Below are 13,505 nucleotides of genomic sequence, written 5' to 3' on the forward strand. Positions count from 1 at the left end.
TGGCGAGGATGCGCGGCACAGCGGCGGGGAAGTTCGTGTGGTCGCTGCTCCTCGTTGCGTCGCTCTCCGGGGGCGTGCCCGGGGCGGGCGCCGCCTGGGAGCCGGCGGCCATCTCCGGCCTGTCCGGGCTCACGATCCGCGTGGAAGGCGAGGGCTGGGGCAGCGCCGAACGTGACGAAATCGAAGCCCTGCTATACGCGGTTGCAGACGAACTCACGGGCGGCTCGGCGGCCGGCCCGGTCGATCCCATCGTCGTCACCCACGCATCAGGCAGCCCCGTGACGCTGTTCGACAAAGGCCGGGAGGGCGAATACCGCGTGAGCCTCTCCGCGCGCGATCGTGGCTGGGCGCAGTATGCCTACCAGTTCGGCCACGAGTTGTGCCACATTCTGTCGAACTACGAAATGCGCGCGCACGATCCGGGCCGTCGCAAGACGCAATGGTTCGAAGAGGCCCTGTGCGAGACCGCGGGTCTCTATGTGCTGCGCAGCATGGCGCAGCACTGGCGGACCGATGCGCCGTATCCCGGCTGGGATGTCTATGCACCCAGTCTCGCTGCCTACGCCGAGCATCTTGTCGCCGAGCCGCATCGCCAGCTTCCGCCGGGCATGTCGGTCGCGGGGTGGCTGGAGTCGAAGCTGCCAGGCCTGTCGGCCGATCCCTATCGCCGCAGCGACAACGAAGTCGTCGCCAACCTGCTCCTTCCCCGATTCGAGCAGGAGCCGGGGAACTGGGTCTTGCTGCGGTATCTCAACCTCGCGCCCTCAGCGCCCGGCAGTCTTGCCGGTTACCTCGCGCAGTGGCGCGACAGCGCGCCCGCCGATCGTCGCGGCTTCATCTCTACGCTTGCGGGAACGCTCGGGCTGCGCCCGCCGGCGACGGTCGCCGGCTTGTAGGAATCGCTGCCGGGCGCGTTTCCGTCAGTGGAACCCGTCCGGATCGCGGTCAGTGATGGCGTTGCGCAGGCGGATCTCGAGCGCGAGGCGTTGCACGTAGCGATTGAGTTCGCGATCCCCGACGGCGCTCGCCCGCGGTCCTTCTTCGCCGCCGAGCCCGGGGCGGCCGAATACCCCGGCGTCTTCCTTGAGCTTCATCCCTTCATCGAGCGCTCGCGTCTGCCGGTCGAAGGATACGCCACTGACCGTGTCGGCCGCGACGGCGGACGGGAACGCCAGGATGAGCATGGCGCCGACCATTGCGAGAGCGGCTGGTTTCCCCATCATGAGACTCTCCCGAAAGCGTTGTTCCCTGAAACCATCAGGGACTTGACGGACTGCTGTGCTGCACAGGTCCACTATAGGTCAGGGTGGGGGGAAACCCGCTGGACGCAACCGGCGGCGAGCGCCGATTGCATGTTTGCCCGCGCAGACATCTGCGTCGCAACAACGGCGGAGAACCCGGATTGAGGCCGAGAGCATTTTTTGCCACCATTCGCAGCGCTTCGTAAAGTTGTAACTTGCTGTAGTGGTCTTTTCCGCGCCCCGCACCGTGGACGCGAAATTGCTGCGAAAATCTCACAAGGAATACCGGATGAAAAAGACTGCATTGCTGTGCGCGATGCTGGCCCTGACTGCGGGCAGCGCCTTCGCCAAAGACTGGACCGAGATCCGCCTGGCGTCCGAGGGCGCCTACCCCCCGTTCAACATCACCGCCGCAGACGGCTCGCTGCAGGGCTTCGACGTCGACATCGGCAACGCGCTGTGCGCCGAGATGAAGGCGAAGTGCACGTGGGTGAAGCAGGAGTGGGACGGCATGATCCCGGCGCTGGTCGCGCGCAAGTTCGACGCGATCATTGCCTCGATGTCGATCACCGACGAGCGCAAGGCCAAGGTCGATTTCACCGAGAAGTACTACGCGTCGCCCTTGGCGCTGATCGCCAAGGGCGGCTCGCCGCTGCGTCCCGACACCACCTCGCTGAAGGGCAAGAAGGTCGGCGTGCAGCGCGGCACCGTCTCCGACAACTACGCCACCAGGTACTGGGACGGCAAGGGGCCGGAACTGGTCCGCTACGCCAAGCAGGATGAAGCCTACCTCGACCTGAAGTCCGGCCGTCTGGACGCTGTCTTCGCGGACTTCCTCGAAGCCTGGGGCGGCTTCCTCACCAAGCCGGAAGGCAAGGGCTACGAGGTCGCGGGCGACCGCCTGTTCGGCAAGAACGCCGAGGAGAAGGGCGTCATCGGCGAAGGCATCGGCATCGCCGTGCGCAAGAAGGACAAGGACCTCACCGCCCAGTTCAACAAGGCCCTCGCGGCCATTCGCGCCAGCGGCAAGTACGAGGAAATCCGCAAGAAGTACTTCCCGATGGACATCTACGGCAACTGATCGCCACCAGGAAAGCAGCGCCGGACTGCACTCGCAAGCGGCGCTTTTTCTTTTCCCGTTTTCCCGGAGCCGGCATGGATGCCCTGATCGAATACTCGCCGAGCCTGCTGGGCGGCGCCTGGGTGACCCTCAAGGTCGCGCTGCTGTCGCTCGCGCTGGCGGTCGCGACCGGGCTGCTGGGCGCGGCCTTCAAGCTGTCGGACTTCCTGCCGCTGCGCCTGTGGACCATGCTCTACACGACGATCGTGCGCGGCGTGCCCGACCTCGTGATGATGCTGCTGGTGTTCTACGGCGGCCAGCTGCTGCTCAACGAGGTGGTCGACTACTTCGAGTGGGAGTTCATCGAGATCAACCCGTTCGCTGCCGGCGTGCTGACGATCGGCTTCATCTTCGGCGCCTATTTCACCGAGACCTTCCGCGGCGCCTTCCTGGCCGTGTCGACGGGCCAGCTCGAAGCGGGCAGGGCCTACGGGATGACCGGGTGTCAAGTGTTCTGGCGAATCATGTTTCCGCAAATGTTGCGTTATGCGCTGCCCGGCATCGGCAACAACTGGCTCGTGCTGCTGAAGAGCACCGCGATCGTGTCGTTGATCGGCCTCTCGGACATGACCTCGCTCGCCGACCAGGCGGGGCGCTCCACGCACCAGCCCTTCACCTTCTATCTCGCCGTCTGCGCGCTTTACCTCGTGATGACGGCGGTGTCGGGCTACGTCCTCAACCGGCTGACGGCGCGCTACAACGTCGGCGTTCGCGAAGCCCAGGTCTGAGGGAGCCCGAACCGTCATGGAACTGTTCGATTTCAATGTCATCACCACCAGCCTGCCGGAATTCTGGCGCGGCCTGTGGATGACGCTGCAGCTCACCGGCATCGCGCTGCTGTTCGGCTTCATCGCCGCCGTTCCGCTCGCCGTCGCGCGCGTGTCGAAGAATCGCTGGGTCAGCGGCCCGGTCGCCGCCTACACCTACTTCTTCCGCGGCACGCCCATGCTCGTGCAGCTGCTGCTGATCTACTACGGTGCGGGGCAGTGGCAATGGATGCAGGACGCGTGGGCGGAAGGGCAGCCGTTCTGGTCGCTGTTCCGCGAACCCTTCTTCTGCGCGCTGCTCGCCTTTGGCCTCAACACCTGCGCCTACACGATCGAGATCATCGCCGGCGCGATGCGCAACACCGCGCACGGCGAGATCGAGGCCGCCAGGGCGATGGGCATGAGCCGCTACAAGGCGCTGCAGCGCATCGTGCTGCCGTCGGCGCTGCGCCGCATGCTGCCTTCCTACAGCAACGAGGTCATCCTGATGCTGCAGGGCTCGGCGATCGCCAGCGCGGTGACGCTCGTGGATCTCACCGGCGCCGCGCGCAACGTGTATTCGCGCCATTTCGCGCCCTTCGAGGCCTTCATCTTCGCGGGCCTCGTCTACCTCGTGCTCACCTTCATGCTGGTGGGTCTGTTCAAGTACGCCGAACGCCGCTGGCTCGCGCATCTCGCGCCGCGCAAGGCTGGCCGGCGCTAGGAGGCATAATGAGCACCGCTGCGACTTTCGATCGGCTCCGCGTCGACGACCCGCACACTTCCCGCGCCGTGCCCGACGACGCGCTGCCCGCCGTCAAGCAAGGAACTGCAATGAACCGGATGACCGCCATCGTCGAGCAGGTCCGCGTCGAGGATCTTCACAAGTCCTACGGCAACCACGAGGTGCTCAAGGGCGTCTCGCTGTCCGCGAGTTCCGGCGACGTCATCAGCATCATCGGCTCGTCCGGCTCGGGCAAGAGTACCTGGCTGCGCTGCATCAACTTCCTCGAGAACCCCACCTCGGGCCGCGTCGTCGTCGGCGGCAAGGAAGTGGGCCTGAAGCGCGACCGCAAGGGCGACCTTGTCGTGGCCGACGCGAAGCAGCTGCAGCAGATCCGCACGCGCCTGTCGATGGTGTTCCAGCACTTCAACCTGTGGAGCCACATGACGGTGCTGGAGAACGTCATCGAGGCGCCGGTCCATGTGCTGGGCATCCCGAAGGCCGAGGCGCTGGAGCGTGCCGAGCGCTACCTCGAGCGCGTCGGCGTGTGGAAATTCCGCGACAGCTACCCGGCGCACATGTCCGGCGGCCAGCAGCAGCGCGTCGCGATCGCCCGCGCGCTGGCGATGGAGCCGTCGGTGCTGCTGTTCGACGAGCCGACCTCGGCGCTCGACCCGGAACTCGTCGGCGAAGTGCTGAAGGTGATGCGCTCGCTGGCGGAAGAGGGGCGCACGATGCTGGTCGTGACGCACGAAATGGGCTTCGCGCGCGAAGTCTCCAACCATGTGATCTTCGTGCACCAGGGCCGCGTGGAGGAAGAGGGCAATCCGCGCGAAGTGCTGGTCCGCCCGCAGAGCGAGCGCCTGCGGCAGTTCCTCTCCGGCAACCTGAAGTAAAGCGGGGCAGCGTCGGTCGGCCGCACACTGGCACTGCTCACCGTTGCTTCCCGAGGGAGCTGCCGTCCATTCCGCCGCTTGACCGGTCCGGGATCTCATCGTCCCGAGACGAGATCGAGCGTGCGCCGGTAGGTCGGCAGGCGCGGCCCGCCGGTGGCGACCGCGCGTGCCGCAGCGTCGCGTGCGGCCGAGTCCTGCCCGCGCTCGTGCAGGACCTGGGCGAGGTTGTTCCAGGCGTCGCCGGCTTCGGGATGATCGGCCGCCGCCTGGCGGAATGCGGCTTCCGCGGCGTCCCGGTCGCCGCGCCGATAAGCCGTGTTGCCGAGGCCGATGCGCGCGAGCAGATTGCGCGGCCAGGCCGCCAGGGCGGTGCGGTAAGCGGTTTCGGCCGCGGCGGGGGCAACCCGTTCCAGCGCCACGACTGCGGCGACGTACCCGGTCTCGTTGGCGGTCGCGGGCAGCCGGTCGGGCGACAGCGCGACGAAGGCCCAGCGGTCGGATTTCGCCCAACTGCGGTCGAACGCGTCGAAGTCCATCACGAGGCGTTGCTCGCGCCCCGAGCGCAACACCACCTGCCGTGCCGGCATGTCGTAGCCCACCGCCACGGCGTAGTGCCACACCGGCACCCAGTCGAAGCGCAGGTTCTGCAGCACCACCACCGCATGTCCGGCCGCCAGTTCCTTCAGCAGCGCCTGCGGCTCGGGCGCGAGGCGATAGGCGACGGCGCCCGAGCGGCGCGCGGAGGCCAGCATTTCCGGCTGCAGGCTGCCCTGCCGCGCGGGCAGATATACCTCGTCGCGCAGTTCCTCGGGGCTGCGCCGCAAGCCTGCGCTCCCCAATGCGGTCGCCAGGGCTGCCGGGCCGCACTGATAGTCATCCTGCGGGTAGAAGGGCGCATTCGTCTGCTCGGCCCGCTCGGGAAGCGGGCCGGTTGCCGGAGTGCCCCATTGAACGGGCGGAAGGCTCGAACAGGCCGCCAGGGCGAGCGCCGCGAGGGCGCCCAGGCAGCGTTTCACCTCAGAGGGCAACCACCACGAGGATGGCGATCAGGACGATCAGGATCCATTCCATCGTGGAGATCGCGCCGCCTGCCGGCATGGAATCGATGCGCTGTGCAAGGGCATGGATTTCCTGCTGATCGAGCGCGGCGACGCGCTCGCTGGCGGCAAGGCCGTCTACGCCCATGGCCTGGAGCCGTTCCTTCACGTTGGCCTGTTCCAGGAACTGAAGCACCTTTGCCCGCTCGGTATCTTCCGCGTTGTGGGTGGCAGCGTCGGGTGTCGTCACCAGTTCGGCGCGCGCGAGGGGCGCCTGGAAGCCGACAGCCAGAGCAAGCAGCGAGGTGGAGACAAGACGGAGGGCAGATTTTTTCATGGTCTTTTCCTTCTTGTGGGGCAAGTGTCCGTTCGACATTCAAACGGCGGAAAAGATTGTCGCCGATCAGGCGCGAAAGGTTCGTAAGGAAGTGCGTCCGGCCTTGACGCAGGCCCGTCCCAGCCGTTTCGCCGCGCCCCGCGCATCCGCCCGGCATTCTCCGGGGGACCGCTACGCCGTTACGACTTTGCTGCGCCGCGTGCCGCCTTTTCGCGTTCGACCCGTTCCGTCACGTCGCGGGCGATCGCGACCGAACCCGTGGCCGCCCCGGTTTCGTCGGTCACGAGCGCGAAGCTCATTTCGACGTAGATGCGGCTTCCCGAGCGGTGCTGTGCGCGGGTCAGCGTCGGTGTGCCGTGCAGGCGGGTCGCGCCGTTCTTCATCGCCGCTTCGAAACCGCGCCAATGCGCCGCCCGCAGGTTTTCGGGGATGATCAGGTCGAGCGACTGCCCGAGGGCTTGCGCAGCCGGGTGACCGAACATCGTTTCGGCGGCTCGGTTCCATCGCCGGATGATGCCTGCGCGGTCGGCATAGACGAGCGCTTCGGCCATCTCGTCGAGGATCCGCTCCGCCAGTGGCGTCGCTTCCTGGGGCTTGTCTTCCATTCGGGGTCTCCGGTCGGTGGGGGGAATGCGACAGTCTTGCCCGCTTGCCGCCGCAGGGCAAGCGGGCGTCGGGATTTTCCCCCGATTGACGCGCCAATGGATCACCAGCCGTTCGGGCTGAGCCCGTCGTCAGGCTCAGCCCGAACGGTATCTGGTGGCCAGGTTGATAATGGGCTTCGCGACGTTTCCACGTCCGGTTATCCGCGCGTGAGTCCGAACTGAACCGGGGCGCGGCGGCCGACTGCAGCCACGACGAAATTTCGGCCCGGATCGGGCGCGTCGGCCCGCGGTGAGGCCGCCAGCTGCTCTGGTACACTCGTCCGCCCGTGCTTTCCGGAGTCCGCCGCATCGTGAACCCGCCTGCCCTCGAACGCCAGCTCGCTTTTCTCAGGGAGATCGACCGGCTCAAGAGCATCGTCCGCCTGTCGCCGCTGATCGACCGCTCGCGGCGTGAGAACAGCGCCGAGCACTCCTGGCATCTGGCGCTGTATGCGCTGGTGCTCGCCGAGCACGCGGCACGCCCGGTCGACGTGGTGCGGGTCGTGAAGATGCTGCTGATCCACGACATCGTCGAGATCGACGCGGGCGACGTGCCTTTCCATGTGCCCGCGACCCATGCCGGGCAGGCCGAGCGCGAGCGGCTCGCCGCCGAGCGCATCTTCGGCCTGCTGCCCGATGCCCAGGCTGCGGAGTTTCGCGCCTTGTGGTTCGAGTTCGAGGCGGCCGAGAGCGACGATGCGAAGTTCGCGAAGGCGCTCGACCGCTTCCAGCCGATGCTGCACAACGCCGCGACCGACGGCGGCACCTGGGTCGAATGCGAAGTCACGCTGGAGCAGGTCGTCGCGCGCTGCCGCCCGCCGATCGAAGGTGGGGCGCCGGCCTTGTGGGCGGTCGCAGCGCAGTTCGCCGAAGCGCATTTCCGCGAGCCGTCGCAGGAATCGTAGCGAAAGTGCCGCCGCCCCGCGCGGGGGTGCGGTCTCCTGCGCAAGGCTCGCGGTCATGCGCCGCGCTTCTGCGACGATCCGGTCCAGCCTGTCGTGATCCGGTGTGTGCATCTGCCTTCACCTGCATCGCTGCGCCTGAACCTCAGATGATCAGCTGCGTGCCCAGTTCCACGACGCGGTTGTTCGGGATGCGGAAGAAATCCGTCGCGCTGGTGGCATTCTTCGACATGATCGCGAACAGGCGGCCGCGCCAGGTCGCTATGCGCCGGCGGCTCAGGCGCGGGATCACCGTTTCGCGCGACAGGTAGAAGGTCGTCTCCATCATGTCGAAGGATTCGCCGAAGCGGCTGCAGTGATCGAGCGCGCTCGGGATGTCGGGGTCTTCCATGAAACCGTAGCGCAGGATCACGCGGATGAAACCCTGCTTCAGGTGGTGCAGGTAGATGCGGTCGAGTTCGCTCACGTAGGGCGAGTCGGTGGTCTGCACCGTCACCAGCACGACGCGTTCGTGCAGCACCTGGTTGTGCTTGAGGTTGTGCAGCAGCGCCGCGGGCACGCCGTCCTTCGCGCTGGTCATGAAGATGGCAGTGCCGTGTACGCGGTGCACGCCTTCGATCATGGTGGTGAACTCGGTTACCGACACACCCTGCCGGGCGATTTCCTCCTGCACGAGGCGACGGCCGTGGCGCCAGGTCGTCAGCACGGTGAAGGACACCAGCGCCATCGCGATCGGAAACCAGCCGCCCTGCGGAATCTTGATCGCGTTGGCGGCGAAGAAGGCGATGTCCACGGCCACCAGCGAGCCGGCGACGAGGGCGACCAGGAGTGCGTTCCAGCGCCACAGCAGCAGCATCACGAAGGCGACGAGGATCGTGTCGATCATCATCGTGCCGGTGACTGCGATGCCATACGCGGCCGCGAGGTTGGACGAGCTGCGGAAGCCGAGGACCAGCGCGATCACGGCGAGGTAGAGCGTCCAGTTCGTGAACGGGACGTAGATCTGCCCCTTTTCGTGACCGGAGGTGTGCACGATCAGCATGCGCGGCAGCAGGCCCATCTGCACGGCCTGTCGCGCCACGGAGAAGGCGCCGGAGATCACGGCCTGCGACGCGATCACCGTGGCGAGCGTCGCGAGGATCAGCAGCGGGATCATCGCCCACGTCGGCCCGAGGTGGAAGAACGGACTTTCGATGGCGGCCGGCTCGTTCAGCAGCAGCGCGCCCTGGCCGAAATAGTTCAGCACCAGGGCTGGCATCACGAAGCCGAACCAGGCGAGGCGGATCGGGAAGGGGCCGAAGTGGCCCATGTCGGTATAGAGCGCCTCGCCGCCGGTCACCGCGAGCACGACCGCGCCGAGCGCGAGGAAGGCGAGGGCGGTGTGGTGGGCGATGAATCCGGTCGCGTACAGCGGGTTGAGGGCCGCGAGGACTTCCGGATGGCGGATGATCTCCAGCAGGCCCAGCGCGGCCAGCACGGCGAACCAGCCCGCCATGACCGGCCCGAAGAAGAGGCCCACGGCGCCGGTGCCACGGCGCTGGATCATGAACAGCGCCGTGAGGATCACGACGGTGAGCGGCACCACCAGGGACTGGAGCTCGGGTGCGATGATGCCCAGGCCTTCGACCGCCGACAGCACCGAGATGGCCGGCGTGATCATGCTGTCGCCGTAGAACAGCGCCGCCGCGAACACGCCCAGCATCGACACCACCCAGGTGAGCCGCCGGCTCTTCGCCTTGTCGACGATCAGCGCGAGGAGCGCGAGCGATCCGCCTTCGCCGCGGTTGTCGGCCCGCATGATGATCAGCACGTACTTCAGCGTCACCAGCACCATGATCGACCAGAACACCATCGACAGGATACCGAGGATGTTTTCCGGGGTGACGGGAATGGGATGGTGCCCGTTGAAGATTTCCTTCAGGGCATACAGCGGGCTGGTGCCGATGTCGCCGAATACCACGCCGATTGCGCCAACCGTGAGGGCCGGCAATGCCTTGCGCGAATGCATGCGCTACGTCCTGTGTTGTTGTTTTGGATGTTGCGCGCGCATTGTAAGGGCGACGCATGGGGCGTGCGAGAGTCGCGAGGTGGCACGCACCGGCGCGCTGCCGGCTGGGGGACTCAGTCGGGCTTGCGCGCGGCGGGTGCCGGCTCCGGCAGATCGTCCTGATCGTACTGCCGCCTCAGGCGTTCGAGCCCGGCGCGGAAGGCCTCGCCGTCGCCGTAATCGAAGTAGTGCGGGTAACGTTCGTGGGCCTGATGGATACGGCGGGCGTGTTTGATCGGGCACCAGTACTGCTCGGTGCGGGCGGCGACCTCCCGCGTGTAGGCGGCCACGCCGTTGCCGTACGAGCAGTACAGGCAGTTGAATTTCTCGATCAGGTTGAGGTAGGGCAGGCCGGCGCGATCGAACACGATGTAGTCCGAGCGCCGTACCTTGCGGATGCGATACACGGGGAAGCAGATCGCCTGATAGATGGTGACGAACAGATCCATCAGCAGGAAGGGAATCCAGCCGATGTACACCACCGGCGCGGTCAGCGCGACCAGCAACCGGGTGCGCCGCAGGTAGCGGAACAGGCCGATCTTGTAGCGCTGCTGGTGTCGAAGGAAGTTGTCCGCAAGTTCCAGCCGCCTGCGTGCGAGATCCTCGCGACGTTCGCGGTACAAGGCTTCCAGCTCCTCCTGCAGCGCCTGGATTCGCGTGAGCAGGTCGTCGAGTTGCTTCATTTGTTGGACTCCGTGCTTGTCGACCTCGTCGGTTCCGTTCGCAAAATGAAGGTGGCGTCCGCGCGCGGTGGAGACTGTGTCCACCTATTTCGGAAGATCAGGAATAAGGCCGGCAAGTTCCGGCATCGCACCTGGATTTGCCCCGCTTTTGGCCCCGGCGAGTGGGGAATTTCACCCTCAGTCGGGGACGTTTCTTGAGCGCCGGCGTCGTTCCCTTGCCCCGATCCCGCCCCGTTCTGGGGCTGCATTCGCGTTTACGTGACAAATTCCGCGTTTGCATGGCGGCGACCTTCGAATATCTGTGACAAATGTCACGATTTTGGTGGTTCGGTGCGGAACTTTGACCCAAAAATGGTGCTTGGCACGCAGGATGCTGATCGGTGGGCGCGCCCCCACAAAATGTCGGGAAGGATGGAAACAGGATCGGGTTGGCGGATCGCCGGATTGCAGGCGCCGCGGAATCCTCTCTCTGCAAATGTCGGGACGTCCGCAGAAATTGTCCTTATTGGACGCTTGGGAGACCGATCATGTTCTTTCTTTCACGGAACGCTTCGAAACAACGCCTGCTCGAGGCCGAGCGCGCGCGCAACAACCGTCTGGAAATCGTCGCCGCGCTCTCCCAGGGGCAGATCACGCGGCGCGACCTCATCAAGGCAGGGATCTTCACCGCCGGCGGGATGCTGGCGTGGAAACACGGCCTGAACCCCTTCGTCCGCAGCGCCTTCGCCAGCAGCGGCAGCGTTCCCACCGGCACGCCGCGCAGCCCCTATCCGTTGCCCACCGACCAGCCGTTCATCCAGCCGCTGCTGCGTTGCAATAACCTGACGCCGCACAAGCTCGCCTCGACCGGCGGGAGCGACGCCTGGCTGCTGTGGCCCAAGGAAACGGGCGAGGGGCCGGCGATGCGCCGCGCCAACACCGAGATCATCCGCCATACGGTCAATCTCGCCAACGCGGACAACACCGGTTCGGTTGCCGTGAGCGGCACGACGGGGCCGCGCGAAGGGCGTGCACCGGGTGAAGCCTTTGCGCACCAGCGTTGGAACGAACTGGTCAACAAGGCCGTGGGGCCCGATGGCCACGTGTCGCATCCGCTCGATCCGGTCGGCTTCGTGATGTCCCTCGGGCAGGTCGTCCCCAACACGAGCTTCTGCTTCGCCAATAACTGGCACGCGCAGGAGCCGAGCCGGATCTGGACCTTCTGCGAGGGCCGGTTCGACCGCGGGCACCTGCCGCCCTGTCTCATGCAGGCCCGTTATGGCGAATCGGTGATCAACCGCATCTACAACAACATGCCGTTCTTCGATCCGCAATTCGGTTCGGCGAACTTCCCCAATGTCGCCAATACCACGAACGGCGGTTTCGGGCGGCAGGAGGCGGCAATCCACAACCATAACGGTCACAACGGGTCCGAAAGCGACGGCGCCACCAACACCCACTTCTTCCCCGGCCAGTATTACGACTACAACTACAGCCTGATGATGGCCCGGCGCGATGGCGGGCTGAAGGATTCGCGCGGACGCGACCTGGACAAGCTGCTCGGCGTGCGGCGGGGCGATCTGCGCTGTTCCACCCCCACCAACGACGGCGGCATCATCCCGGTGCCCGGCGATTTTCGCGAGATCCAGGGCACCCTGTGGTTCCACGATCATCGCATCTCGTTCACGTCGGAAAATGTCTACAAGGGGTTTGCCGCGCTGCTCGAGTACTTCAGCGGCCCGGACCGCGGCTACGAGCGGCCCCTCGACAACCCGGCGGCGAACAAGGTGAACCTGCGCCTGCCGAGCGGCTGGCGCAACGCCAAGACCTGGGGCAACCGCGACTTCGACGTTTACCTGCTGATCCAGGACGTCGCGATGAACCCCGACGCCCAGCTCTTCTTCGACATCTTCGATACCGACGGCTTCCTCGGTGACGTGATGCACGTGAACTACCAGTGGAAGCCGACCATGGCGGTGCTGCCGCGCAAATACCGCTTCCGCACGCTGTCGGCCGGCATGTCGCGCTGGATCAAGCTCGCGGTGTCCGACAGCCTCGATCCCGGCACGGCGAACCCAGTGCCGCTGACCATCATCTCCAACGACGGGAACCTGTTCCCGCAGTTCGTGCGCAACGCCCCGGAACTGGACCTCCAGGGGACGGCCGAGCGCTGCGACTTCGTGCTCGACTTCTCGAAGTTCAAGGTCGGCCAGAAGCTCTACCTCGTGAACATGCTCAAGTTCTCCAACGGCAAGGGGCCGGACAAGGTCCTCACGCTGCGCGATGCGCTGAGCGGCAGTGCGCAAAGCGACGATCCCTGCCTCGGTGCGATCATGGAATTCCGGATTGCCAGCGAGGTGCCGAGCATCGACGAGCCGGGCGCGATGAACACCATCGCGAATTCCTGCGGCGTCAACGACATGAGCCTGGTGAAGGATCCGGGCGCGGACTGGGAGATTCCGACCGTCGAACCGGTCAGGACGCGGGTGATCGAGCTGGTGCGCGGCGCGGACGGCGGCGGTCTGCCGTTCGATCATCCGAGCGGGTCGGAGCCGTGGGGGGTCAAGGTCAATGGTGGTGCCGCCTACAACGCCGACATGCGGCGGGTGTCGAACCTGCCGCGGCCGGGCGACGTCGAGCAGTGGACCATCATGGCCGGCGGCGGCTGGGGGCATCCGCTCCACCTCCACTTCGAGGAAGGCAAGACCATCGGCCGGAGCACCGGCCTGCCCATCACCGAGCGCAACAAGCGCAAGGATGTCTGGCACGTCGGCAGCTTCGTCGGCAACGTCACGTTCCAGGTTGCCTTTGGCGAGTTCGGCGGGGCCTACGTGAACCACTGCCACAACACCGTGCATGAGGACAACGCCATGCTGCTGCGCTACGACATCATCCGCGGCAACAGCAATGCGAACGGTATCGAGGCGGTGCATATCACGGTGCTGCCGACCCCGGACCCGCGGCCCGAGGGCGTGAGCTACGTGGATTCCTGCTACCTGCAGGAAGGCAACCCGCAGGGCTTCCAGACCGGCGTCGATGTGTGTCCGACCTCCAGCCCCGACATCGGACCGGTGGTGCCGTCCCACGACCCGCGCACGCTCTGAGTGGAGGGGCCGGCAGGCGACGCCTCGCAGGTGTCGTCCGCCGGC

Annotated in this window: 13 protein-coding genes; 7 read left to right on the forward strand and 6 right to left on the reverse strand. The window is 66.1% G+C overall.

Annotation, left to right across the window (positions count from 1 at the left end; all coding sequences use genetic code 11):
• Positions 1 to 8 precede the first annotated feature (8 nt).
• The gene (locus CDA09_RS07830) at positions 9 to 896 is read left to right on the forward strand and encodes a hypothetical protein (protein WP_121428104.1); all 888 of its coding nucleotides are present in this window, start codon (positions 9 to 11) and stop codon (positions 894 to 896) included.
• A 24-nt stretch (positions 897 to 920) separates the two neighbouring features.
• Here the strand turns inward: CDA09_RS07830 and CDA09_RS07835 are convergent, their stop codons facing one another.
• The gene (locus tag CDA09_RS07835) at positions 921 to 1,223 is read right to left on the reverse strand and encodes a hypothetical protein (protein WP_121428105.1); all 303 of its coding nucleotides are present in this window, start codon (positions 1,221 to 1,223) and stop codon (positions 921 to 923) included.
• A gap of 307 nt (positions 1,224 to 1,530) precedes the next feature.
• Between CDA09_RS07835 and aotJ the strand changes: the two genes are divergently transcribed.
• The 4 genes from aotJ (at position 1,531) to CDA09_RS07855 (ending at position 4,727) form a co-directional block, all read left to right on the forward strand.
• Positions 1,531 to 2,322 (forward strand): L-arginine-binding protein AotJ, encoded by a 792-nt coding sequence (aotJ, locus tag CDA09_RS07840; RefSeq protein WP_121428106.1) that lies wholly within the window; start codon positions 1,531 to 1,533, stop codon positions 2,320 to 2,322.
• Between the two features lie 74 nt (positions 2,323 to 2,396).
• Entirely contained in the window at positions 2,397 to 3,089 is a 693-nt protein-coding gene (locus CDA09_RS07845) for an ABC transporter permease (RefSeq protein WP_121428107.1), read from the forward strand.
• 16 nt (positions 3,090 to 3,105) lie between these two features.
• Entirely contained in the window at positions 3,106 to 3,831 is a 726-nt protein-coding gene (locus CDA09_RS07850; RefSeq protein ID WP_121428108.1) for an ABC transporter permease, read from the forward strand.
• A 119-nt stretch (positions 3,832 to 3,950) separates the two neighbouring features.
• Positions 3,951 to 4,727: an ABC transporter ATP-binding protein gene (locus CDA09_RS07855; RefSeq protein ID WP_121430782.1), complete on the forward strand. Its 777-nt coding sequence runs from the start codon at positions 3,951 to 3,953 to the stop codon at positions 4,725 to 4,727.
• Between the two features lie 95 nt (positions 4,728 to 4,822).
• Here the strand turns inward: CDA09_RS07855 and CDA09_RS07860 are convergent, their stop codons facing one another.
• From CDA09_RS07860 to CDA09_RS07870, 3 genes are all read right to left on the reverse strand, one after another.
• Positions 4,823 to 5,743, reverse strand: a complete 921-nt coding sequence (locus CDA09_RS07860) for a PA2778 family cysteine peptidase (RefSeq protein WP_286164416.1) — start codon at positions 5,741 to 5,743, stop codon at positions 4,823 to 4,825.
• Between the two features lies 1 nt (position 5,744).
• Positions 5,745 to 6,101, reverse strand: a complete 357-nt coding sequence (locus CDA09_RS07865) for a PA2779 family protein (protein ID WP_121428110.1) — start codon at positions 6,099 to 6,101, stop codon at positions 5,745 to 5,747.
• A 179-nt stretch (positions 6,102 to 6,280) separates the two neighbouring features.
• On the reverse strand, positions 6,281 to 6,706 hold the full coding sequence (locus CDA09_RS07870) for a PAS domain-containing protein (RefSeq protein ID WP_121428111.1): 426 nt from the start codon (positions 6,704 to 6,706) through the stop codon (positions 6,281 to 6,283).
• A gap of 350 nt (positions 6,707 to 7,056) precedes the next feature.
• Between CDA09_RS07870 and CDA09_RS07875 the strand changes: the two genes are divergently transcribed.
• Positions 7,057 to 7,650, forward strand: a complete 594-nt coding sequence (locus CDA09_RS07875) for an HD domain-containing protein (protein ID WP_121428112.1) — start codon at positions 7,057 to 7,059, stop codon at positions 7,648 to 7,650.
• A gap of 142 nt (positions 7,651 to 7,792) precedes the next feature.
• Here CDA09_RS07875 and CDA09_RS07880 read toward each other — a convergent pair whose 3' ends face one another.
• Together CDA09_RS07880 and CDA09_RS07885 are read right to left on the reverse strand one after the other, a co-directional pair.
• Positions 7,793 to 9,655, reverse strand: a complete 1,863-nt coding sequence (locus tag CDA09_RS07880; protein ID WP_121428113.1) for a potassium transporter Kup — start codon at positions 9,653 to 9,655, stop codon at positions 7,793 to 7,795.
• 113 nt (positions 9,656 to 9,768) lie between these two features.
• Complete coding sequence (locus CDA09_RS07885) at positions 9,769 to 10,377, reverse strand: hypothetical protein (RefSeq protein ID WP_121428114.1); 609 nt, start codon at positions 10,375 to 10,377, stop codon at positions 9,769 to 9,771.
• A gap of 527 nt (positions 10,378 to 10,904) precedes the next feature.
• Here CDA09_RS07885 and CDA09_RS07890 point away from each other — a divergent pair.
• Positions 10,905 to 13,460, forward strand: a complete 2,556-nt coding sequence (locus CDA09_RS07890; protein WP_121428115.1) for a multicopper oxidase domain-containing protein — start codon at positions 10,905 to 10,907, stop codon at positions 13,458 to 13,460.
• Positions 13,461 to 13,505: the final 45 nt, after the last annotated feature.

This window comes from Azoarcus sp. DN11 (assembly GCF_003628555.1).
GTDB lineage: Bacteria > Pseudomonadota > Gammaproteobacteria > Burkholderiales > Rhodocyclaceae > Aromatoleum.